Origin of the sequence: Ancylobacter sp. (genome assembly GCF_965229075.1) — a bacterium.
GTDB lineage: Bacteria > Pseudomonadota > Alphaproteobacteria > Rhizobiales > Xanthobacteraceae > Ancylobacter.
The window spans coordinates 312356-335379 of the sequence record NZ_CBDDIO010000001.1 but is presented as its reverse complement, the minus strand read 5'-3'; the positions used below and the strand labels follow the sequence as shown (position 1 = coordinate 335379).

Below are 23024 nucleotides of genomic sequence, written 5' to 3'. Positions count from 1 at the left end.
GACCTGGCCCGGTCGCGTGTTCCCCCGCCCGACGCGCGCATTGTTGAATCCACCCATAACCGCTGCCCTTTTTCAAATCGCCTTGTGCGGGAGTATTGAAATGGACCCGCAGGCGCTGAAATCGGGATTGCGAACCTCTGTCGGGATTGCGAAGGTGGTTTGGAAGAAATTCCACTCGGACCGTCTGCCCTGTTAGGGCTCAGCCCATAGAGTGGTTGGCTTTTTTGGCCTGGTGTGATGCACGGCTTCCGGGAGGAGGCGCGGATGAATCCGGATCGTTTCGGGCTCACGGATGCGCAGTTCGCTCGGATCGAGCCGCATTTGCCAACGGATACGCGCGGCAAGCCGCGTGTTGACGACCGCCGCGTGATCAGCGGCATCGTCCATATCCTGAAATCGGGAGGACAGTGGGTCGACGCGCTGCCAGACGAACGGCCACGCACAACGCTCTACACTCGTTATGTCTGCTGGGGCGCCAAAGGCGCCTAGAGCGTTTCATGTTTTAATTGAACCGTATCCCGAGGCCTATATCCGCTCGCATGTCCGGCGATTGGAAGCTCTGCGACGCGCCGGTCAGGTCGAGCGGGTTCATGCCGAGCACTGGACCATCCCGAAGGATCTCCCCGTGCGCGGGCTCACCTATGACCGCTCCCTCGCGGGCGAAGGTCCCAATTTCCGCATAGCCTGGTGGCATCGAAGCACCCGATCTCCTCAGCCGCCTCCAGCGCCGCGAAGTGGAGCGCGTCGCCGCCGACCTCGCCAAGTCCACCGGCCTGGCCTACCGGCTCTCCGCTCGCGGCGAATATGTCGGCACCGTCAGCCTCCAGCTTCAGCTCGTCTCCGGCCGCTCTGCCATGCTGGAGGATGGGCTCGGCTTCCAGCTGGTGCTTTGGCAGCCCATCCCCGATAAGCAGATCGGCCGCTACCTTTCCGGGGTCAGGCGCGGCGACGGCGGGTTCGAATGGGAGATTGGCCGGCAGAGGGGGCTGGGGTTGTGAGGGCCCATCACACAGCGTGACACTTCACGGTCACCTGCGTGACATGGCCTCACAGATATGATGTCCAGCTTGGAAGCCGCTCACATCAGGGTAAGCAACCCAGGTGCCGCTCGAGCTGATGAAGGCTTGTCTCGCAACGTTCGGCGATCTCATCCACGTCGCTCTCGGTCACGATAAGCGGCGGTGAGAAGCCCAGCACGTCGCCCATGCAGCGCGCCACGAGGCCGTTGCCATAGGCGATCCGGTCGAACGCCATGCCCACCTGCAGATGCGGATCGAAGGGCGTGCGGCTCGTCTTGTCCGCCACGAGCTCGATGCCCAGCATCAGGCCGGCACCGCGCACCTGCCCCACGATGGGCGAAGCGCGGCCGATGCGTTCGAAATGACCGCGAAGGCGCGCGCCCATCGCCCTCACGTGCTCGACGACGTTCATTTCCTCATAGATGGCGAGGGCTTCGAGTGCGACCGCCACGCCCACGGGATGACCGGAATTGGTGAAGCCGTGCCCGAAATTGCCGCCGGCCTTGTTGAACTCCTTCACCGCCTCATAGATGTGCGGTGCCAGGACCACGGCGGAGATCGGGAAATAGGCGGAGGACAACCCCTTGGCGAGCGCCATCATGTCAGGGCTGGCGCCGACCGTATCCTTGCCGAACCATTCGCCCGTGCGCCCGAAGCCGCAGACGATCTCGTCGTCGAGAAAGAGAATGTCGTACTTGTTCAGGATCTGCTGGATCCGCGAGAAATAGCCGGCGGGCGGCAGGATGATGCCGCCGCCGGCATTGATCGGCTCGGCGATGAAGGCGGCGATGGAATCAGGCCCCTCGCGCAGGATGAGGGATTCCAGTTCGCGCGCGAGCCGCTCGACGAAGGCGGCCTCGTCCTCGCCCTCCCGCATGCCGCGATAGGCGTCGGGACAGAGCGTGTGGAGGAAACCCGGCAGCGGCAGGCCGAATTCCCGATGCATAAAGCCGAGGCCGCACATGGAAGCCGCCGCGATGGTGGAGCCGTGGAAGGCCCGGTCGCGCGCGATCACCTTGCGCTTGGTCGGCTTGCCCCGCACCGTGTGGTAGACCCAGGCGAGCTTCACCATGGTCTCGTTCGCCTCCGAGCCGGAGGTGGCGAAATAGGCCTTGCCGCCGGTCATGCCGGTGAGGTCGACCAGCTTTTCGGCCAGCTGCGTTGCCCCCGGCAGGGTGCGCTGGAAGAAGGTGTGGTAGAAGCCGAGCTCGGTATATTGCCGGCTCGCCGCCGCGGCGAGGCGCTCATTGGCAAAGCCCAGCGAGGCGCACCACAGCCCTGCCATGGCGTCGATATAGGGCTTTCCGGCGGCATCGTAGACGCGGATGCCTTCGCCGCGGGTAACCACGATCGGCCCGTTTTCTTCCATTTGCCGCGGGTTGGTCTGCGAATGCAAATGGAAGGCGACGTCGCGCCCTTCGAGCGAGTTCGGCAGCACGGGCTGGTTCATGGGTCACCTGTCGTGTGTTGATGGCGTGCGGGCGCCCGGCCTGCGCGCAATGCCGCAGCAGGCCGATGCCATGCATGTGCGAAGAGACGTTCGATCGCATCCGGCCGCCGAGGGGAGACGATCTCCCCGCGCGAAAGAGCGAATGACGGTTCGGTGTCCTAGTGGGTCGCTGGGATGATCGACCGGCCGACCGGGACGGCGGCCATGAATGCCTTACTTCATTCGTGATTGCTGTCATGGCCAGATTGCCGAGAGCCCGCCGCGCTGTCAATAATTATTCCGTCAAACGGACTTATTAACGCGGTCTCGGCAGTCACTGGGAAAGCCGTGCCCCGCTTGCGTGGTCGAAGACCATCACGTCGGCTGCGGAAATCTCGGCTTGGATGCGCTCGCCGGGCTGAAGCCTGCAGAATCCCGGCTGGCCGGCAATCAGCGATCCGCCGTCCCACCGATGACGACATGGCTTGATGGCCCCACGGGCTGGACCAGGCGGACGCGGCCGGCGAGCGTCCCTGAACCTAGCCTCACATGTTCCGGCCGCACGCCGATATCGACGACGTGGCCGGCCCGCGTGGTGATGGACGAGGCCAATCGCACCAGTTCGCTCCCGACCCGCACCGCGTGGCCGCCCTCGTGCGCCTCCACGACTCCGGTCAGCAACTCGATCTGCGGATTGCCGATGAAGGACGCGACATAGCGCGTCGCCGGACGGGCATAGATATCCTCCGGCGTGCCGAACTGTTCGACCCTGCCGCGATTCATCACCGCGATCCGGTCCGAAATCGACATCGCCTCTTCCTGGTCGTGGGTGACGAACAGCGAGGTGACGCCCAGCCGGCGGTGCAACTGCTTCACCTCGGCCCGCATCTTCACGCGCAGGGCGGCGTCGAGATTGGAGAAGGGCTCGTCGAACAGGAAGATGCGCGGCTCACGCACGATGGCGCGGCCGATCGCCACCCGCTGCTGCTGTCCGCCGGAAAGCTGAGCCGGCAGGCGTTCCAGAACATGCGACAGTTCGAGCGCCGTGGTCACGTCCTTCACCCGCCGGTCGATCTCGGCGCGCGGCGTGCCGCGCATGCGCAAGGTGAAGCCGATGTTCTGCGCCACCGTCATATGCGGATAAAGCGCGTAGTTCTGGAACACCATGGCGACGTCGCGCTCCACCGGCGAGAGCTCGTTCACGCGCCGCCCGGCCAGCAGGATGTCGCCGCTCGTGCAGTCCTCAAGCCCGGCGACCATGTTGAGCGTCGTCGTCTTGCCACAGCCGGAGGGGCCAAGAAGCGTGACGAATTCGCCGGCCGCGATGGCAAGATCGACATCGCGACAGACCTGCACGCTGCCAAACGTCTTGGCGACGCCGCGCAACTCGATGGCCGGTGGCGTGGACGCGGGAGAAGGGCTCATACCGTGGGTCATCCTTTCATCATCCCGTCGGCGAAGCCGCGCACGATCCAGTCGCGGAACAGCACCGCCAGCAGGATTACCGGCACGACGCTGATCAGCGCCGCCGCCATCATCTGGCCGAACACGGTCTGGTACTGGCCGGCAAAGGCGGCGATCACCAGCGGCACGGTCTGCGCGGACTGGCGCGTGAGGATCAGCGCGAAGAAGAACTCGTTCCACGCCTCGACAAAGGCGAAGACGGCTGCCGCGCCGAGCGGGGGCAGCGAAATGGGCAGCACGATGTGCCAGAAGGTCCCGATCACCCCGGCGCCGTCGATCGCCGCTGCCTTTTCCAGCCCTTCGGGGATGCCGAGGAAGAAATTGCGCAGGATCCAGATGACGATGGGAAGATTGAACGACAGGTAGACGACGCCCAGCGAGAACAGATTGTCGATCAGCCCGAGCCGGCTGATGACCAGGAACAGCGGAATGGCGATGGCGATGCTTGGCAGCATCTGTGTCGCCAGCACGAGGAAGGCGATGGCACTGGCGCGCGGCACGGAGAGCCGGGCCAGCGCATAGGCCGCCGGCGCGCCCAGCGCCAGCGAAGCCAAGGTGGCGAACAGCGCGACGATGAGTGAGTTCAACATGCCGCGTCCGAGCGCCGCCGCTGAACCAATTACCGTGGTGAAATTGGAGAAGGTCAGGTTATGCGGGGAGAGGTCGGGCGGCCGGGCGATCAGCGCTTGCTGTTCCAGCACGCTCGACAGCGCGAGCCAAAGGATCGGCGCCGCCGACCAGACGACGAAGAGGACGAGGCCGACGCCGGTGAGCAGCCGCAGGCAGGCGCCGCCACGGCGGTGATGTGCATAGCTCATCGCGCGGCCTCCCCCGCCGGGCGCACCAGCCGAATGTAGAGAATGGCCAGCAGGATGGTCATGACGAAGATGACGTTGGCGATGGCCGCGCCATAACCGAGGTCGAGGAAATTGAAGGTGACGCGATAGGCGAGAAAGTTCAGCAGCACCGTCGCATCCGCCGGCCCGCCGCGGGTGAGCACGAAGACCAGATCAAAGATGCGCAGCGACCAGATGGTCTGCAGCACCACCGCCACCGCGAGGGCGGCACGCATGGAGGGGAGCGTGACGTGGATGAGTGTCTGCAGGCGGTTCGCGCCATCCATATAGGCGGCCTTGTAAAGGACCGAGGGTACGCGCTGGAGACCGGCGAGCAGCAGCAGCGCGACGAACGGCACGGACTTCCACACATCGACCAGCAGCAGAAAGGTGAGCGCGGAGCCCGGCGTGCCGAGCCACACCTGATAGTGGTCGATGACCCCAAGCGACTGGAGGAGGCCGTTCAGCACGCCGTAATTGGCGTTGAGGATCCACTTCCACAGCACGGCATTGGCCACCGGCGCGATCGCCCACGGCACCACCAGCAGGATACGGAACAGCCCGCTGCGTCCGTAGGGATGGTTGAGCAGCAACGCGATGACGAAGGCGATCAGCACCACCAGCACCACCTCGGCCGCCGCGAAGTAGAGCGTATTCACAAGGGCCCGGCGAAACGTCTCGTCGGCGACAAGGCGCTGGAAATTGGCCAGTCCCACGAAGTGCCGGTCGATGCCGCCGGCGGCGAGCTGAACCTTCTGGAACGCCAGAAGCAGCGATTCCACGATCGGATAGCCTAGGATCGCCAGCAGCACGACAATGGCCGGCGCGAGGAGAAACAGGCCGGCGGTCCGCCGGCGCTGTTCATAAGTGGCGTGTGACGGCATCGGGGCGATCAGCCGCGGCGCTTCACGATGGCAGTGACAAGTTCGGAGGCATCGGCGATGGCCTGCGCCGCCGTCTTCTGGCCCTGAAGGGCCTTTTGTACTTCCGTGCCCAGCGCCTGCGTCACCTGATTGAAATCGGGCGTGACGAAGCTGTTATAGGGGTGCTTCGCCTGTTCCAGCACCACGGCGGCGTTGGGCAGCTTCTGCTGCACCTCGGGGTCGGCGAGCACAGAGAGCCGGATCGGCAGCCAACCCGTATCGAGCGCCTGCCGCTTCTGCACGTCGGCATCGAGATAGAACTCGACGAGCTGACGCGCGAGAGCGGGATCGGCGCTGGCCTTGCTCACGGTCCACGCATCGGTTCCGTCGATGGAAGCGCTGCCGGCGGGACCGGCCGGCAGGAGCGCGCTGCCGAGCTTGCCAACGATCTGCGATTGCGCCGGGTCCTGCGCCGCGTTCCACATGAAGGGCCAGTTCATCATCATCGAGGCGCGGCCGGCCATCAGCACGTTGGTGGCATCATTAATGCCGGCATAGGAGATGGAACCCGGATCGGAACCCGGCATCAGGTCCACCATCATCTGCAACGCCGCCACGCCGGCATCGCCCTTGAAGACGGGCAGGCCGTCCTCGCCATACATCTTCCCACCCGCCTGCTGAAGGAAGGCCATCCAGTAGCTGGCGGTGCCGCCAATGCCGGCCGGGTCGCCATAATTGGCAACGAAGCCGTAGCGGCCGGCCCGCGTCAGTTCCTTGGCGGCGCGCTTGAACTCGTCCCAGTCCTTCGGCGCGGCGCTGAAGCCGATCTCGGCGAGGTGCTCCTTGTTGTAGAACAAGGTGAGGAGCGACAGCGTGAACACCGCGCCATAGCGCTTGCCCTGCCAGGTGACGGTCTCGAAGCTGGAGGCGGGTAGATCGTCGACGAGTGCCTTTGGCAGGTCGTCGGCGAACGGGGCGAGGAAAGCGGCGAATTCCGGCACCCAGCCGCACATATAGAGCACGTTCCAGGGTGCCGAGCCGGACGCGAAAGCGGTGGCCATGCGGTCATGCAGTTGCGGCCAGGCGAGCAGATCGTAGCTTACTTGCGCGTTATGCGCCTGCTTCCAGGCCTCGAAGGCGGCTTCGGCGAACTTTGCCGCGCCCGGAGGCGCGGGGTCCGGAGGCAGGGGGCCGAAGACGCTCAGCGCCTCGGCCGCGCGGGCCATGTCAAAGGGAAAGCTGGCGGCAGCGCCGGCCGCACAGGCGGCCAGCAGCATGTCGCGACGCGACAGCAGGACAGACATTGATGGACCCCTTCTGGCTTTTGACTTAGGCCTTGCCGTCAGAGTGCGAGGGGCCCCTTGCCCTGTCAATAATTATTCCGTCAAACTGACTTATTAATTTGAGTGGTGTCGATATGCTGTCCGCGACGAATGCGGTGAAATCCAAATCGCTCAATCTCTGGGTGGTGCTCGAAGCCGTCCGCATTCGCGGGCCTATCCCCCGCATCGCCATTTCCGAGGTCACCGGCCTGTCAAAGCAGGCGACGTCCGATCTCGTCGAGGAACTGCTCTCCCTCGGCTTCGTGCAGGAGGAAAAGGCGGGCGAACGGCGGGTGGGCAAGCCGCCGAAGCCGATCGCGGTGCGTGCGGATGGCGCTTTCACCCTCGGGTTTCACGTCGATTTCGGCATGGCGAACGCGGTGGTGATGAATCTGGGCGGCGCGGTTCTTCATCAGGAGGTGCATCCACTCGGCAGCGTCGACGTGACGATGGTGGCGCAGACGCTCGCCGCGATGGTTCCCCGGCTTCTGGGTCATGGTGGGACCGGACGGTTTCTCGGTATAGGCCTCGCGACGCCCGGACCATTCAACGTACCTCGCATGAGCCCGCCCCGCCTGCCGGGCTGGGACGGTCTCGCCCTGCAGCGCGCGCTGGCTGAGGCGACGAGCCATCCCGTAGCACTCGCCAATGACGGACAATGCGCCGTCACCGCCGAAGCGCGTTTCGGTGTCGCCGCGCGGCAGCTGCGCGATTTCGTCTATCTCTATATCGGCGACGGGCTCGGCACCGGCATCATGATCAATGGGGCGGTGCTGGCCGGCTCTCGCGGAAATGCCGGCGAACTCGGGCATACGATCGCGGTTCCCGGTGGGCACGCCTGCGTCTGCGGTAAGAAGGGATGCTTGGAGACCTATGTCAGCGTCGAGGCGCTGCGGCAATTCCTGGCTTGGCAGGAGGCCGATCCTGTGCCGGATCTCAGCGACCCCGTCGCGGCCGACGATCCGGTGGTGGCGGAGTGGATTGAGCAAGCCGTAGCGCCGCTGCGCGATGGCATCAACACACTCGAAAATCTCTTCGATCCCGAAACCATCATGATCGGCGGCAACGCGCCGGCCTGGCTGATCGACGCCCTCATCCGGACGGTCGAGCCGCTCCATGAGTCGATCGCACAGCACCGTCATCGTGATCTGCCGCGCCTCATGCGGCCCGATCTCGGCGCGGACGCCGTGGCGCGTGGGGCGGCCACCCTGCCGATCCTCGCGCTACTCAATCCGCATTACCGCAGCGCGGAGGGCACAAGAAACGAGGCGGAGAGCGAGAGCTGAACTCAGTGAAAATGGAGGGTGGCAGAGCTGTGGGCATGGAGTAAAACACCAGCATGCCGCGTGACAGCCACTCCCCGACGACCAGCAACTCCCAAGCGGGCACCGGATATTCCGGCCCTCTCGCTTATCTCGAAGCCAGCATGCCGAGCCTGCCGAATGTTCTGGCGCGCACGGCGCTTTACATCGTCGAGAACCCCGAAAAGGTCGTTCGCTTTTCGCTGAAGGAACTCAGCCGGCTGTGCCGGGCCGGCGAGGCCAGCATCATTCGCCTGTGCCAGATGTCAGGGTTCAACGGCTTCTCCGATTTCAAGCTGGCACTGGCTGGCGAGCTGGCTATACGCGACACGGTCGGTACGGAGGCGGTGCCGAAGGACGAGCATCAGTTGCTGACGCTCGCGGGAGAACTTTCCCGCTCGGTGACGCGCACGGCGGAAGGGCTCGATCTCGCCCTCGTGCAGAAGGTCGCCGATCGGCTGCGCCCGCTCCATCGCATCGACATTTACGGTTCGGGCGTCTCAGGCATCATTGCCGAGCTGTTCTCCTACAGGCTTTTGCGCTCTCGATTGAATGCGCATGCCTTTCGCGATGTCACACTTGCCCATGAAGTGGCGAACGGCCTCGGCCCGCATTCCGCCGCGATCGCCATTTCCGAATCCGGCGTGACGCTCAACACTGTCGATTTCCTGCGCACGGCACGGGCCGCCGGGGCCTATTGCGTGGCCGTGACGTGCCACCCGAAAAGCGCTCTGGCGCGCCACGCCGATGTGGTGCTGCCCATGGCGAAACTGAACATCCCGGCCTATGGCGGCTACATCAATGCCGTGCCGCGGGCGGTCTATATCGCGGAGGCGCTCGCCGCCCTCGCCGCTCCTCGCGGGTCTGACAACGACGCTTGATGGAGTTTTTCTCCATTGATGGCGTCATAAAAATGAAGTAATGCTCCATTAACGTCCCGCTCATGAGGACGTCGCGCCCATTCGGGCTGGATCCTGCGCATGCGTGGAGTTTTGCTCCATGGCGCAGGCAACTAAACGGCACCATAAACAGAGGGCGACCGTGCCAATGGGGACATCATCGCGTGGCCTGAAAATCAGGGGCCTCGGCAAGCACTTCGGCGATACCACCGTTCTTCGAGGCCTCGACCTCGATGTGATACCGGGAGAATTTCTCTGCCTGCTCGGCCCTTCAGGCTGTGGCAAGTCCACGCTGCTGCGCATTCTCGCGGGTTTCGAGGAGCCGACTGAAGGCACCATCGAGACCGAGGATGGCGCCAGTCTCATCGGCGTCATGCCGAGCCGTCGCGACATCGCGATGGTGTTCCAGAGTTTCGCGCTCTATCCGCATATGAGCGTCCACGACAACATTGCCGCCCCGCTGGTGATGCGGCAGATGTCGTGGGCGCAAAGGCAACCCCTGCTGGGCGCCCTCCTGCCGCGCGGCCGTGCCATTCGCGGCGAGATTTCCAGTGCTGTGGAGCGCGTCGCGGCGCAGCTGCGTATCTCGCATCTGCTGGCGCGCAAGCCCGGCCAGCTTTCCGGCGGGCAGAAACAGCGCGTCGCCATCGGCCGTGCCCTGATCCGCGAACCGCGGCTGTTCCTGATGGACGAGCCGCTCTCCAGCCTCGACGCCGCGCTGCGGACCGAGATGCGCGGCGAGATCGTCGACCTCCAGCGCCGCCTCGGGATCACCACGATCTATGTCACGCATGACCAGACCGAGGCCATGACCATGGCCGACCGTATCGTGCTGATGATGGATGGAAGGGCGCTGCAGATCGGCACGCCGACGACGATTTTTCATGATCCGCGCCACATCGCCGTAGCCCAGTTTCTCGGCACGCCGGCGATCAACATCCTGCCGGGGGACATGGCGGGGCGTCGGGTCAGGTGCCTTGGCCGCGAACTGCCCGTTACCACGGCCGAACCTGCCGACCGTCAGGTGCAGATCGCCGTGCGACCGGAGGACATGGCGATCCACGTCGGCGGGAAGGGAAGCGCCATGGCCCCGTCATGGATCGCGACGGTCGAACGCCTGGAGCCGATCGGACACGAGACACTGATCCATGCACGCATGGATGACGGGCCACGCGTCATCGTCCGCCTGTCCGGCCCGCAACTCGCGGCTTTCGCGGTGCCCGCCGATGCCCGCCTGGCGATCGGGTTCGATCCCGCCGCCCTCAAGCTGTTCGACGCGAGCGGCGCGCGGCTGAACCACATCGCCACTGGCCGCGACGGGGCGACGGTGCCATCTATCGCGGAGGCGTCGTGATGAGCGCCACCTCTGTGCTTCCGCTTTCCGGCCGCCGGCCGACCGTGAACCGGTCCGCCGTCCATGGTCTCTGGCTGGCCGGGCCCGCCATCCTCTTTCTTTCCCTGCTGATGGTCGCCCCGATCTTCGTGGTGTTCGGGCTGAGTTTCACCGACTACAGCCTCGGCGCCATCCACGTGTCCTTCATCGGCCTGGGCAACTATCTCCAGATCGCCAGCGATGCCCGCGCGCTGGGGGCGATAGGCCACACGCTGGTCTATGTCGCGATCGTGGTGCCGATTGCCGTGCTGCTCGGCCTGTTCCTCGCGCTCATGATCCAGCAGCGCCGGCGGCTGCGGCACACTTATGAGGTGCTGTTCTTCTTGCCGGCCACCAGCACGTTCGTCGCCATGGCGCTGGTCTGGCAATTCCTGCTGCATGGGCGGATCGGACCGATCAATGACTGGCTGGTGTGGGTCGGCCTGGGCAGGGTCGATTTTCTCACTGACCCGGCAACGGCCCTGCCGACCCTGGCGGTCATCGGCGCCTGGCAGTTGGTGGGCCAGACGACCATCCTGTTCCTCGCCGGCCTTTCCTCCGTGCCGTCCGATATCTACGACGCGGCCGCCCTCGACGGGATGGAGGCAGGCTGGGACCGATTCATCCGCATCACCTTCCCGATGCTGGGGCCAACGACGCTGTTCGTGGTCGTTACCACGACGATCACCTCGTTCCAGGCCTTCGACGGCGTCGCGGCCCTGACGCAGGGCGGACCCGCCGGTTCGACGGAAACGCTGCTCTATAAGATCTATCTTGAGGCCTACCAGTACACCAACATGGGTTACGCCTCGGCTCTGTCGATCCTTTTCCTCGCATTCATCGCGGCGCTGTCGATGTTCCAGATCTTCGTCGCGGAGAAGAAGGTGCACTACTCATGAGCGCGCCAAATGCTTCAAGAGATATGCTGCGCAGTGCCGGCGCCAATGCAGTTCTCATTGTTATTGCCGCGATCATACTGCTGCCCTTCGCCTGGATGATGCTGACGGTCATGCGGTCGCCCGCGGAGATCTTCAGCGATCCGTTCGGCCTGCCGCAGGGATTCGGCATCGTCGTGGAGAATTTCCACCGCGCGTTCACCACGGTGCCGATGGCGCGCTTCCTGTTTAACGGCGCCATCGTGGTATCGGTTCTGCTGTTCCTGCAGCTCGCTGTGTCGATACCTGCCGCCTATGCGCTGGCGAAGTTCCCGTTCTCGGGTCGCAATCTGCTGTTCGGGCTGGTGGTCGCGGCGCTCTGCGTGCCCATTCAGGTGCCGATGCTGCCGATCTACATCGCTCTTGCCTATGCCGGAGCGCTGGACAGCTATTTCGCCCTGATCTTTCCTTTCCTCTTCTCGCCGTTCGCGATCTTCATGCTTCGGCAGCAGTTCAAGGCGTTCCCGGACGAGATCATCCAGGCGGCGCGGCTCGATGGCTTCAGCGAGATCGAGATCCTGCTCAAGCTTATCGTGCCGAGCGCGCGCCCCGTCATCGCCGCCTTCGCGGTGTTCTCGATAACGGCGCACTGGAACGATCTCTACTGGCCGCTGATCGTCGTCTCGTCGCAGGATATGGCAACGCCGCCGCTCGGCATGCTGTACTTCCGCGATGGTGACCTCGGCACCGACTACGGTGCCCTGATGGCGGGAGCGATCGTCACCGTGACCCCGGTGATGGTGATCTTCCTCATCGCCCAGCGTCAGTTCATCAAGGGGCTGACCATGACGGGCCTCAAATGACCTAGACATCCGCCTCCCGCGGAGGCGGCTGCCCCTGCCCCATCCTTCCCACATTCCTCTTCATCTTCTGCTCAGGAGACGATCCACCATGTCCAAATGGATGCAGTTCCTTGCGGCGGGCTGCCTCGCGGCCACCGTGGCTGGCCCGGCGCTGGCCGAGCCGATCACGCTCAATGTGCAATATGCGTGGCCCTCGCATAAGCGCTTTCACGATCCGCTGGCGGAAGCCTTCATGAAGACGCACCCGGATATCCGGATCAATTATCTGGCGCCGGCGGCGAGCTACACCGATGGCCAGCAGCGCATTCTGCGCGGCGCCGTCACCGGCAACCTGCCGGATGTCTGGTACTCCGGCTACAGCTACTTGAACGAACTGGTCCGCACGCTGGAGCCGCGCGGTGAGATCTTTCCCGTTGCTGACTTCCTCGGCAAGGAAAGCGGCGACTGGGTGAAGGCAAACTATTCCGAGCAGACGCTGCGTCTCGGCCAGGTTCAGGGCAAGCAGTGGGCGCTGCCCTTCACCGCCTCTACCGCGATCGTCTATTACAACAAGGACCTGCTCGACTCCGTTGGCACCTCCGCCGATGCGCTGAGCAACTGGGACGGCATCGTCGCGACCGCAAAGAAAATCTCTGCCGCCGGCAAGGCGGATGGCATGTCCTATGCCGCCAATGAATGGGGCGACGACTGGCTGTGGCAGGCGCTCATCCTGAATGCGGGCGGCCACATCATGAACGCCGATAGCACCAAGGTGACGTTCGGCGACGACAGCGGCAAGAGCGCCGTGACGCTGCTGCGCCGCTTCGTGGTCGAGACCGGCATGCCTTTCCTTGACGAGGATCAGGCGATCCAGCAGTTCGCCTCCGGCAAGCTGGGCATCTTCATCGGCTCCACCGCCGAAGTCCGCGTCATGGGCCAGACCATCGGCGGCAAGTTCCAGTTGGGCACGGCGCCTTACCCCACGGCCGTCAAGGGCGAGGGCGGACTACCGACCGGCGGCAGCGCGGCGGTCGTTCTGACCAAGGACGCCGCCAAGCAGCGCGCGGCCTGGGAGTTCATCAAGTTCGTCACCGGCCCGGAAGGCCAGAAGATCGTCGTGCTGGGCTCGGGCTACATGCCCACCAACCTTCGCACGACCGAGACCGACTATCTCGGCGCTTTCTACAAAGAGAACCCGGACTGGACGACCAGCCTCAAGCAATGGCCGATCGCCAAGCCCTGGTTCGGCTATCCCGGCGGCTCCGGCCCGCGCATCTGGGACGAGCAGAAGGTCGTGCTCTCGAAGATCATGCGCGGCCAGGTGACGCCGGACGAGGGCCTTGCCTCGCTTGTCGAGCTGACGAGCCGTCTCGCGCTTTCCAAGAACTGACGTTCCCTAGCGATACGGCGCGCGAGCGCAAACGCTCGCGCGCCTCTTCGGATGCAGGAGCCACCAATGAGCAAGATCATCCAGCTGTCGGATCTCCATCTCTGCCCGGAGGGCGAGCGCGTCGTGGGTTTCGATCCCGAAGCACGGCTCCGGGCGGTTCTCGATGCGGTGCGGCGCGAGCATGCGGATGCCGACCTGTGCCTTGTCAGCGGCGATCTCACCGATCGTGGGGACGAGGCCTCCTATCTGCGACTGAGGGCGTTTCTGGCAGACTTCCCGATCCCGCTCTGCCTGATGCTGGGTAATCACGACAGTCGCACCCCTTTCCGCCGCGTGTTTCCGCGGACGCACGACGACGGGGCGGGCTTCGTGCAGGGTGTGATCGACCTCGGCGATCAGCGGCTGGTCTTTCTCGACACGCTGGACGAGGCGTTTCCAAGCGCCGGGCGTCTGTGCACGCGTCGCCTCGCCTGGCTTGAGGAAACGCTCAAAGCAGAGCCGACCACGCCGACCATGCTCGCGCTGCATCACCCGCCCTTCGATCTCGGCATGGAGTATTTCCGCTACATGCTCCTCGCCGAGGGGGCGGAGCTGGAGGCGCTGCTAGACCGGCACCCGCAGGTCATCCATCTCGCCTTCGGCCACGTCCATGTTCCTGTGTTCGGGCGCCGGCGCGGCCGCTCCTTCTCCGCGGCGCGCGGCACCTGCCATCCGATGCTCCCGCCCTTCACCGGCTTGGCGACCGACTATGTTGACCGCCCTCCCTCCTACGAACTGATCCTGTTCGAGGGCGAGACGGTCATTCTCCATCACATGCAGGTCCAGCCTGGCGAGACACCGGTTGCCCGCGAAGTCGCCGATCTCGACGGCGGACCCGGCACCCTCGACATCTTCAGAAACGTCTAAGTCATGAGTGCATCGATGCCTTTTTCCCTTTTCATCTGCGATTGCGACGGAGTGCTGGTCGACAGCGAAGTGCTGGCTTGCCGTGTGGACGCGGAAGAACTCGCCCGACGTGGCTTTGCCGACTACACGCTGGAAACCGTGCTCCGGCGGTTCACCGGCGTCTCGCAAGCGGACTTCATGGCCACGGTGGAGCAGGAGACCGGCCGCTCCCTAGGCGAGGATTTCGCCGAGGCCGTGGCCTCACGCGTCAAGGAGTTGCTACGGACGGAACTGCAGCCCCTGCCAGACGCCGGGACCGTTCTGGCGTCGCTGCCGCTGGCAAAATGCGTGGCGTCGAGCAGCGCGCCGGCCAAGCTCGATCTCGCGCTCACCGTCACCGGGCTCAAGCACCAGTTTGCGCCGCACATTTTCAGCTCGGTTCTCGTCGAGCACGGCAAGCCGGCTCCCGATCTGTTCCTCTACGCCGCCGGCGCGCTTGAGACGCCGGCGGAGCGCTGCTGCGTCATTGAGGACAGCGTTGCCGGCGTGAAGGCAGCCCGGGCGGCGGGGATGGAGGTCATCGGCTTCACGGGCGGGGCGCATTGCGGGCCAAATCACGCCGAGCGGCTGCGCGAGCACGGCGCGTCCACAACGGTCGAGCGCTGGACCGACGTGCCCGCCGCGCTGGAGAGGCTGGCGAACTGATCCGGCAACCGGATCAGGCAGCCGCCCGCCGCTATCGCTTGAAACTGCGAGGTCAACCATGCTCAACCTGTTAGGCGCGGTGGCGCTGCTCCTGTGGGGCCTGCGCATGGTGAAGACCGGCGTCGAGCGGGCGTTCGGCACACGTCTGCAGCGCTGGATCGGCGCCGGCACGCGCAATCGCTTCCTCGCCTGCGGCATCGGGCTGGTCGCCACGCTCGCCCTGCAGAGCAGCACGGCGACCGCCCTGATGACCGCCGCCTTCGCCGGCAGCGGCTATATGAGCGGCGCGATGGCGCAGGGGGTGATGCTCGGGGCCAATCTCGGCACCAGCCTCGTCGCCCGCCTGCTGTCGTCAGGCATGGAGATGCTGGCGCCGATGCTGATTACCGTCGGCGTCGCCACCTTCACGCTGACGAGCACGCGCGCATGGCGCTCGGCTGCGCGCGCCATACTCGGCGCCGGGCTGATGCTGCTGGCGCTGCATCTGCTCGGTCAGGCGACGGAGCCGATGCGCCACGCGCCGATGCTCGCCGCGCTAATGGCGGCACTCGGGGCCGTGCCGGTGCTGGCTTTGCTCGTCGCGGCCGTGCTGGCCTGCGCGGCCTCCTCCAGCCTTGCCGTGGTGCTGCTGGTGATGGCGCTGGCCGATGGCGGCAGCCTTGCGCCGCCGCTATCAGTCGCGCTTGTTCTCGGCGCCAATCTCGGCGGCGCCGTGCCGCCGGTGCTGGCCACCCTCAAGGGCACGCCGGCCGGGCGGCGCGTGACCCTCGGCAATCTCGCGATGCGTCTTGCCGGCTGCGCTCTGGTGCTCCCTATCGCCGGGCCGCTGTCGACGTGGCTCGCCCCACACGTGGGTGACGCCGGCCTGTTCGTGGTCGATGCGCACATTCTGTTCAACTTCGCTCTCACCATTGTCGGTCTGCCGCTGCTGGACCCTATGGCCGCCGTGATGCTGCGGCTGGTCCCTGATGCGCCGGCCGCGCCGGACGGCCCGCGCCATCTCGACCCCGCTGGCATCGACACCCCGGCGATCGCCCTCGCCAACGCGGCCCGCGAGACGCTGCGCATCGGCGATCGGGTCGCCACCATGCTGGAAGGAAATCTAGAAGCGCTGCGCCGCGACGATGCCAGGCTCTGCGCCGCGGCCGCCACGCTTGATGACGAGGTGGACCGGCTCAATGAGGCGGTGAAGCTCTATCTCGCGCGCCTGTCGCGCCCCACACTCAGCGAGACCGATGCAGCCCGCGCGAGCGAAATTGCCGATTACGCGGTCAATCTCGAACATATCGGCGACATCATCGACCGCAACCTGCGCCAGATCGTCTCGAAGAAAATCCGCCACCATCTCAGCTTCTCCGCCGAGGGGCGGGCCGAGATCGAGGCTTTCTACGAACGCACTTTGGCCAATCTGCGCCTCGCCCAAAGCCTGTTTCTGGCTCGCGATCCCGAGCTCGCCCGTCAGCTCGTCGAACTGAAAGTCGACGTCCGGCGCTTCGAACAGAATTCTGCCCAGAGCCACTATGAGCGCCTGCGCGATGGGCGGGTTGAGAGCGTCTCGACCAGCGCGCTGCATCTCGACATCTTGCGCGATCTGAAGCGCATCAACGCCCATATCGCCTCGGTCGCCTATCCCATTCTCGAGCAACAGGGCGCGCTGCGCGAGAGCCGGATAATCGAACATCCTGGCTAGAAGCCGTGCCGGAGGATCCGCCCCTCACTCTCACCGACCGGACCCCGTCGGTCGCAGGACTGGTATATGGCTAAACGCTCTCCGAATACGCCCGTTCTGCTGTGCGCGGGCGAAGCGCTGATCGACATGGTACCGCGGGAGACGGCAGAGGGGCCGGCCTTCCTGCCGCTGCCAGGCGGCGCGGTGTTCAACACCGCCATTGCGGCCGGCCGGCTCTGCGTGCCGACCGCCTTCTGGTATGGCCTCTCCACCGACTTGTTCGGCGACCAGCTGCGCGTGGAACTGGTCCGCGCGGGCGTCGACATCGCGCTGTGCCGACCATTCGACCGGCCGACGACGCTCGCCTTCGTCACGCTGGTCGAGGGGCAGGCGCGCTATCTCTTCGTCGACGAGAATACGGCCGGTCGCATGGTCACTCCGGCCGATCTGCCGGAGATTTCGTCTTCCGTCAGGGCGCTGTTCGTCGGCGGCATCAGCCTTGTCGGCGAGCCGGTCGGTTCTACCATGGAAGCGCTCGCGGCACGCATCGCTGGCGACGGGCTGGGGAGGCTGATCATGCTCGACCCCAACATTCGCCCCGGCTTCATTCGCGACGAAGCGGCCTATCGCGCGCGCATCTGCCGGCTGATCGGCCTTGCCCATGTGGTGAAGTTCTCCGACGACGATCTCGTCTGGCTGATGGGGAAGCGGGACATGGATGAGATGGTGCGGGCGGTGCACGCGATGGGTCCGCATCTCGTTCTGGTGACGCAGGGATCGCGCGGTGCGCGTGCCTTCGGGGCTGGCCTCGATGTCGCCGCGCCGGCGCCCACGGTGACGGTTGCCGACACAGTGGGTGCCGGTGACACTTTCAACGCGGCCTTCCTCGCGGCGCTGGCGCGGCGCGACGCGCTGTCCCCTGCCAGGCTCGCAGCGCTGGACGCTGATGCGATCGAGGCCGCGCTCATCTTCGCGGTACGCGCCGCAGCAATGTCGGTCACCCGCGCGGGGGCCAACCCGCCTTGGCGACACGAGATGGATGGGACGGTGGGTGCATGAGGTTGCAAGCGTGATCCGACCATCCGGGTTGGACTGCGGCTACTCCTAAAACGATGCTGATCCTTCCGACGGGAATGTTCCGCCGAGGGTTCTCGTCCAGCGCCTTGATGATGCGGTCAAGCTCATCCTGCGTCGGCCGGCGATCCCGCTCCTTGCCTTTCCCGATCAGGCCGAGCCGCTTCAGGGCGATGCGCGCGAGGTCGAGGGGTTCGGTCGAGAGGGTCACGCCGTGGACCGCCGCAGCGTGGGAGAGCACGGTCTTGATATATCCAAAGTCCATGCTGACCGTGACCGGGCCAGCCCCGTCCTTCGCGCGGTCCTTGCCGTATTTGATGAGGCGCTCGCGGTCGAGCTCGGCGTTGCCCTACGGCCCCTTCCGACCGATCTGGGCTCTCCAGGAGCCGGATTTTAGTTTAGTGAAGGGCCAATCCGTGCGCGCTCCGTGTGCACTCACGCGTCGAAAATCGGAATTTGGGGCGTATCGTGGCGAAACATCGAGTGCACACGACGAGACCCAACTCCTTGAAGCTGCAAAAATAATGCCGAAAAATCAATCATTTAGATTTGCCGTTGCCCCTATGATGGACTGGACCGACCGGCACTGCCGGGCGTTCCATCGGGTCCTCTCGGCCCGCGCGCTGCTGTACACGGAGATGGTGACGGCGAATGCGGTGATCTTTGGCGATCGCGACCGGCTGCTCGGCTATTCCCCGCAGGAGCACCCCATCGCCGTGCAGCTCGGCGGGTCGGACCCCGAGGCGCTGGCGAAGGCGGCGGCGATCTGCGCCGACTGGGGCTATGACGAGATCAACCTGAATGTCGGCTGTCCCTCGGACCGCGTGCAGGGCGGCAATTTCGGCGCCTGCCTGATGCGCGATCCCACGCTGGTGGCTGCCTGCGTCGCGGCGATGAAGGCGGCGGTGGCGATCCCTGTCACGGTGAAGTGCCGGCTCGGCGTCGACGAGCAGGACCCGGAAACGGCGCTCGATGCGCTCGCGGACGCCGTGCTTGCAGCGGGGGCGGACGGGCTCATCGTCCATGCCCGCAAGGCCTGGCTGCAAGGGCTCTCCCCGAAGGAGAACCGCGACATTCCCCCGCTCGACTATGACCGTGTGTACCGGCTCAAGGCCCGCCTGCCCGGCGTGCCCGTCAGCCTCAATGGCGGCCTCACCACGCTGGAGACGGCGCAGGCACAGCTCGCCCATGTCGATGGTGTGATGCTGGGCCGCGCCGCCTATCAGCAGCCGGAACTGCTGCTGCGGGTCGACAGCCTGTTTTTCGGTGAGCCGGACCCACATGCCGACGCCTTCGCGGCGGTGGAGGCGTTCGAGCCCTACATCGCCGCCCATCTCGCCACGGGCGGGCGGCTGCACGACATCACCCGCCACATGCTCGGCCTGTTTCCCGGCCGTCCCGGCGCGCGTGCCTATCGCCGCCACCTCGCCATGGAGGGTGTCAAGTCGGAAGCGGGGCTCGATGTGCTGCGAACTGCCGTCAATGAGGTCCGCCGGGCCGAAGAACGCCGGTCGCTTGTGGCGTGAATCCGTGCCATCACGGCAGCCCGATGCGACGGCGTGACGTGGTGGCGTGATGGTACAGGCGATTCCTCTCGAACATCTGGTGTGGCTGTCCGGCGTGCTGCTGGTGGCGGGGCTGGCCACCGGCATTCTCGCCGGCCTTTTCGGCATTGGCGGCGGCGCCATCGTCGTGCCGGTGCTGTACGAGGTGTTCGGCGCGGTGGGGGTCGACGATTCCGAGCGCATGCATCTTTCGGTCGGCACCGCGCTCGCCATCATCGTGCCGACCGCGCTGCGCTCCTATTTCGCGCATCGGCGCCGCACCAAGATCGACAATTCCATCATGCGGCAATGGGCGGCCCCGCTGATCGCCGGCGTGGTCGCGGGCACCGCGCTGGCGGCAGTGTCGCCGGATGTGGTGCTGAAGATCGCCTTCGTGCTGTTCGCGGCGCTGATGTCGTCGAAGCTGCTGTTCGGCCGGGATCACTGGGTGCTGGCGGAGACGCTGCCGGGCCGCCTGCCGATGACGCTCTATGGCTTCGGCATAGGCGCGTCGGCGCCGCTGATCGGCATTTCCGGCGGCGGCATCGCCACCGTGGTGCTGACCCTCTACCGGGTGCCGATCCACACCGCCATCGCCACCTCGGCCGGGCTCGGGGCGCTGATCGCGGTGCCGGGCACGCTCGGCTACATCATCAGCGGTATGCCGCATCTCGACGATCTGCCGCCCTTCTCGCTCGGCTATGTCTCGCTGCCGGGGCTGGTGCTGGTGGGCGGCATCGCCACGCTGGCGGCGCCGCTGGGGGCGCGGCTGGCGCATGGCTTCACCAAGCGCCAGCTGGAGGTCGGGTTCGGCCTCTATCTGCTCATCGTCGGGCTGCGCTTCGTGGTGGCGCTGGTCGCGCGGTGACGCCGCCCGGCGTTCCCGGGCGGGCCGGCCTCACCGCTTCCTTTGCCCCGACTAAAGGACAGGACCCCTCCCCTCACTTCAGCGACAGCCAGATCGTCTTGGTCTGCAGATACTGGTCGATGGCCTCGGTGCCATTGTCGCGCGCCATGGAACCGGAGCGCTTATAGCCGCCGAAGGGGGTGGTCACATTGCCTTCGCTGAAGCCGTTGATCGCCACCGTTCCGCACGGCAGGCGCTTGGCGAGGTGGAAGGCCTTGTCGATGTCGCGGGTGAAAACGGTGGCGTGCAGGCCGTAATCGGTGTCGCGGGCAATGGTGAGCGCCTCGTCCACGCCATCGACCGGGATCACGCCGAGCACCGGGCCGAAGATTTCCTCGCGGGCGATCCGCATGCCCGGGTCGACATTGTCGAACACCGTGGGATCGACGAAGGCGCCGGCAAGCCCCTCGCTGGCGCCGCCGCCGGCAAGGGTCTGCGCGCCCTCCGCCTTGCCGATCTCGATGTAAGAGAGCACCCGCTCCTTGTGCTCGGTGCTGACCATGGAGCCGAGATCGGTCGCCGGGTCGAGCGGGTCACCGACCACCAGCGCCCGCGTCTTTTCCAGCACGCGATCGAGAAAGGCGTCCTTCACCCGGCGGTCGACGATCTGGCGCATATTGGCCGAGCAGTTCTGCCCGCCATTCCAGAACGCGGCATTGATGGCCGAGGAGACCAGCGTGTCGTCGATGTCGGCATCGTCGAGCACGATCATCGGGCTCTTGCCGCCCATTTCCAGCCCGACGGGCTTCAGATTGCTTTCGCTGGCATATTTCAGGAAATAGGCGCCGACCTCGGTGGAGCCGGTGAAGGACACCGCGTCGATGTCGTTGTGGCGGCCAATGGCCTGCCCGGCGGTTTCGCCGAAGCCGGGCACCACGTTCAGCACGCCGGGCGGTAGGCCGGCCTCAATGGCGAGCTCCGCGAGGCGCAGCGCGGAGAGCGGGGTCTGCTCGGCCGGCTTCAGCACCGCCGAGCAGCCGACCGCCAGCGCCGGCGCCAGCTTCCACGCCGCCATCAGCAGCGGGAAGTTCCAGGGCAGGACGAGGCCGACGACACCGATCGGCTCCTTGACGATCATCGCCACCACCTTCTCGGCGGTCGGCGCCACCTTGCCGAACGCTTTGTCGGCGAGTTCGCCATACCACTGGAAAAAGGTCGGCACCTCGTGGCTGATCTCGTTCAAGCAGTCCTTGATGGTCTTGCCGCTGTCGACGCTCTCCAGCACCGCCAGTTCCTCGGCATTGGCGCGCACGAGATCGGCGAGCTTCAGCAGCACCGCCTTGCGTGCCTCCGGCGCGGCGCGCGACCAGTCGCCGGCCTCGAACACACGGCGCGCCGAGGCGACCGCACGGTCCACATCCGCCCCGTCGCAGGCCGCGACCGTGCCGAGCAGCGCCCCGGTGGCTGGGTCGACATTCTCGAACACCTTGCCCGAGGCCGCCGCCGTCCAGTCGCCGTCGATGAAGGCGTGGCCGGGAAGGGTGAGGCGTCCGGCGATCGTGCGGTACTGCTCAGCGGATTTATAGGCGCTCATCGGGCGGGTCTCCGGGGGATGGGGGCGGTCAGGCGGCAAGCGGAACGAGGGCGGGCAGGCGGAAGCGCGCGGCCAGCCCGGCGAGGGCGTCGGCGATGCCATCATGCAGCGCGACGCCCTCGTCGAGCGCCCGCCGCTTGCGGGCGAGGCCGGCCTCGCCGGGCAGGCGCACGCGCGGCGCGCCCTCCAGCACACGGGAGGCGCGGCAGGCGTCGGCAAGCCAGCCGGTCTGGCGGGTGAAGCCGTCGAGCCCGCCAAACGCCGCCGGCGAGAGGGCCAGCACCAGCACGCTGGCGCCCCAGTCGCGCGGCGCGTCGGCGCGGCCATAGCCACTGAGGCCCTGCGTCATCGCCTCCACCATGAGCGACAGGCCATAGCCCTTATGGCCATGGTCCAGCCCGCCGATCGGCAGGATCGAGCCGCCCTCTTTGAGCGCGACAGGGTCGTCGGTGGCGTTGCCGTCGCTGTCCTTGAGCCACGCGCCGTTGAGGCGCCCGCCGGCGGACCGCACCCGCCCGCACATGGCGGCTGTGGTGATCGAGGTCGACACGTCGATGAGGATCGGATCGGGCTCGGCGGGAATGCCGGCGGCGATGGGGTTTGGCGTCATCACCGGGGTCAGCCCGCCGAACGGCGCCACATGGGCGTCGCTGGGGTCGGAGGAATAGACGAGGGTGAGCATTCCCGCGCGCGCCGGCGCCTCCAGAAAAGCCGCGAGGCAGGCGATGTGGTGGCTGCGCCGCAGCGCGATGGCGCCGAGGCCGTAAAGGCCGGCGCGGCGCACGGCTTCCTCAACCGCCAGACGTGTGGTCCAGATGCCGGGCAGCCGCCGGGCGTCCCAGGTCGCGACGGCGGCCTGATCGGCAATCACCGCCGGCCGGCCCGCGCGCTCCATGGTTCCGTTGTCGAGTTCCTCGACATAATCGGCGAGCAGCGCCAGCCCGTGCGTGGTGTGGCCGAGGAGGTCCGCCTCCACCAGCCCGAACGCCACCGAGGCGGCCGGCTCGGCGGGCAGGCTGGCCTGCACCAGCACCGCCTCGGCAAGGGAGAGAAGGTCGCGATACGCGAAACGCGGCGTCATGAAAGGCCCTTCG

The 23024-nt window shown here is 66.0% G+C and carries 19 protein-coding genes and 3 pseudogenes; 15 read left to right on the top strand and 7 right to left on the bottom strand.

The window, feature by feature from the left end; all coding sequences use genetic code 11:
* Positions 1-264 precede the first annotated feature (264 nt).
* The 3 genes and pseudogenes from ACO07Z_RS01845 to ACO07Z_RS01835 all read left to right on the top strand — a co-directional run.
* Positions 265-483 (top strand): annotated as a pseudogene (locus ACO07Z_RS01845) (transposase); the annotation flags it as partial.
* Positions 461-598, top strand: a pseudogene (locus ACO07Z_RS01840) (DUF3363 domain-containing protein); the annotation flags it as partial. The pseudogenes ACO07Z_RS01845 and ACO07Z_RS01840, both read left to right, overlap by 23 nt.
* 136 nt (positions 599-734) lie before the next feature.
* A complete protein-coding gene (locus ACO07Z_RS01835; RefSeq protein ID WP_421697146.1) occupies positions 735-998 on the top strand; it encodes a DUF3363 domain-containing protein in 264 nt (87 codons plus the stop codon).
* An 85-nt stretch (positions 999-1083) separates the two neighbouring features.
* On the opposite strand, the gene ACO07Z_RS01830 is transcribed toward ACO07Z_RS01835, so the two are convergent.
* From ACO07Z_RS01830 to ACO07Z_RS01810, 5 genes and pseudogenes are all read right to left on the bottom strand, one after another.
* Complete coding sequence (locus ACO07Z_RS01830; RefSeq protein ID WP_421697145.1) at positions 1084-2469, bottom strand: aminotransferase; 1386 nt, start codon at positions 2467-2469, stop codon at positions 1084-1086.
* Positions 2470-2782: 313 nt separating this feature from the next.
* Positions 2783-3873 (bottom strand): annotated as a pseudogene (locus ACO07Z_RS01825) (ABC transporter ATP-binding protein).
* Positions 3874-3881: 8 nt separating this feature from the next.
* The gene (locus ACO07Z_RS01820) at positions 3882-4730 is read right to left on the bottom strand and encodes a carbohydrate ABC transporter permease (protein WP_421697144.1); all 849 of its coding nucleotides are present in this window, start codon (positions 4728-4730) and stop codon (positions 3882-3884) included.
* Entirely contained in the window at positions 4727-5632 is a 906-nt protein-coding gene (locus ACO07Z_RS01815; RefSeq protein WP_421697143.1) for a carbohydrate ABC transporter permease, read from the bottom strand. The genes ACO07Z_RS01820 and ACO07Z_RS01815 overlap by 4 nt, the downstream gene beginning before the upstream one ends.
* An 8-nt stretch (positions 5633-5640) precedes the next feature.
* Entirely contained in the window at positions 5641-6915 is a 1275-nt protein-coding gene (locus ACO07Z_RS01810) for an extracellular solute-binding protein (RefSeq protein ID WP_421697142.1), read from the bottom strand.
* Between the two features lie 113 nt (positions 6916-7028).
* Here ACO07Z_RS01810 and ACO07Z_RS01805 point away from each other — a divergent pair, with 113 nt between their 5' ends.
* From ACO07Z_RS01805 to ACO07Z_RS01750, 12 genes are all read left to right on the top strand, one after another.
* A complete protein-coding gene (locus tag ACO07Z_RS01805; protein WP_421697141.1) occupies positions 7029-8219 on the top strand; it encodes an ROK family transcriptional regulator in 1191 nt (396 codons plus the stop codon).
* A 140-nt stretch (positions 8220-8359) separates the two neighbouring features.
* The gene (locus ACO07Z_RS01800; RefSeq protein WP_421697140.1) at positions 8360-9115 is read left to right on the top strand and encodes a MurR/RpiR family transcriptional regulator; all 756 of its coding nucleotides are present in this window, start codon (positions 8360-8362) and stop codon (positions 9113-9115) included.
* A 118-nt stretch (positions 9116-9233) separates the two neighbouring features.
* Complete coding sequence (locus ACO07Z_RS01795) at positions 9234-10487, top strand: ABC transporter ATP-binding protein (protein WP_421697139.1); 1254 nt, start codon at positions 9234-9236, stop codon at positions 10485-10487.
* Complete coding sequence (locus ACO07Z_RS01790) at positions 10487-11404, top strand: carbohydrate ABC transporter permease (protein ID WP_421697138.1); 918 nt, start codon at positions 10487-10489, stop codon at positions 11402-11404. Before ACO07Z_RS01795 ends, ACO07Z_RS01790 begins: the two co-directional genes overlap by 1 nt.
* A gap of 23 nt (positions 11405-11427) precedes the next feature.
* Positions 11428-12243, top strand: a complete 816-nt coding sequence (locus tag ACO07Z_RS01785; RefSeq protein ID WP_421697137.1) for a carbohydrate ABC transporter permease — start codon at positions 11428-11430, stop codon at positions 12241-12243.
* 88 nt (positions 12244-12331) lie between these two features.
* On the top strand, positions 12332-13612 hold the full coding sequence (locus ACO07Z_RS01780) for an ABC transporter substrate-binding protein (RefSeq protein WP_421697136.1): 1281 nt from the start codon (positions 12332-12334) through the stop codon (positions 13610-13612).
* 66 nt (positions 13613-13678) lie between these two features.
* Positions 13679-14518, top strand: a complete 840-nt coding sequence (locus ACO07Z_RS01775; protein ID WP_421697135.1) for a phosphodiesterase — start codon at positions 13679-13681, stop codon at positions 14516-14518.
* Between the two features lie 15 nt (positions 14519-14533).
* Positions 14534-15202 (top strand): HAD family hydrolase, encoded by a 669-nt coding sequence (locus ACO07Z_RS01770; RefSeq protein WP_421697134.1) that lies wholly within the window; start codon positions 14534-14536, stop codon positions 15200-15202.
* 58 nt (positions 15203-15260) lie between these two features.
* Positions 15261-16892 (top strand): Na/Pi cotransporter family protein, encoded by a 1632-nt coding sequence (locus tag ACO07Z_RS01765; protein ID WP_421697133.1) that lies wholly within the window; start codon positions 15261-15263, stop codon positions 16890-16892.
* A gap of 66 nt (positions 16893-16958) precedes the next feature.
* Positions 16959-17930, top strand: coding sequence for a carbohydrate kinase family protein (locus ACO07Z_RS01760; RefSeq protein ID WP_421697132.1), 972 nt, complete (start codon positions 16959-16961; stop codon positions 17928-17930).
* 539 nt (positions 17931-18469) lie between these two features.
* Positions 18470-19471, top strand: coding sequence for a tRNA dihydrouridine(20/20a) synthase DusA (gene dusA, locus ACO07Z_RS01755; RefSeq protein WP_421697131.1), 1002 nt, complete (start codon positions 18470-18472; stop codon positions 19469-19471).
* 49 nt (positions 19472-19520) lie between these two features.
* Entirely contained in the window at positions 19521-20357 is an 837-nt protein-coding gene (locus ACO07Z_RS01750; protein ID WP_421697130.1) for a sulfite exporter TauE/SafE family protein, read from the top strand.
* Between the two features lie 73 nt (positions 20358-20430).
* On the opposite strand, the gene ACO07Z_RS01745 is transcribed toward ACO07Z_RS01750, so the two are convergent.
* Both ACO07Z_RS01745 and ACO07Z_RS01740 read right to left on the bottom strand, forming a co-directional pair.
* The gene (locus ACO07Z_RS01745) at positions 20431-21930 is read right to left on the bottom strand and encodes an aldehyde dehydrogenase (protein WP_421697129.1); all 1500 of its coding nucleotides are present in this window, start codon (positions 21928-21930) and stop codon (positions 20431-20433) included.
* A gap of 28 nt (positions 21931-21958) precedes the next feature.
* Positions 21959-23011, bottom strand: a complete 1053-nt coding sequence (locus ACO07Z_RS01740; RefSeq protein WP_421697128.1) for an Ldh family oxidoreductase — start codon at positions 23009-23011, stop codon at positions 21959-21961.
* Between the last annotated feature and the right edge of the window lie 13 nt (positions 23012-23024).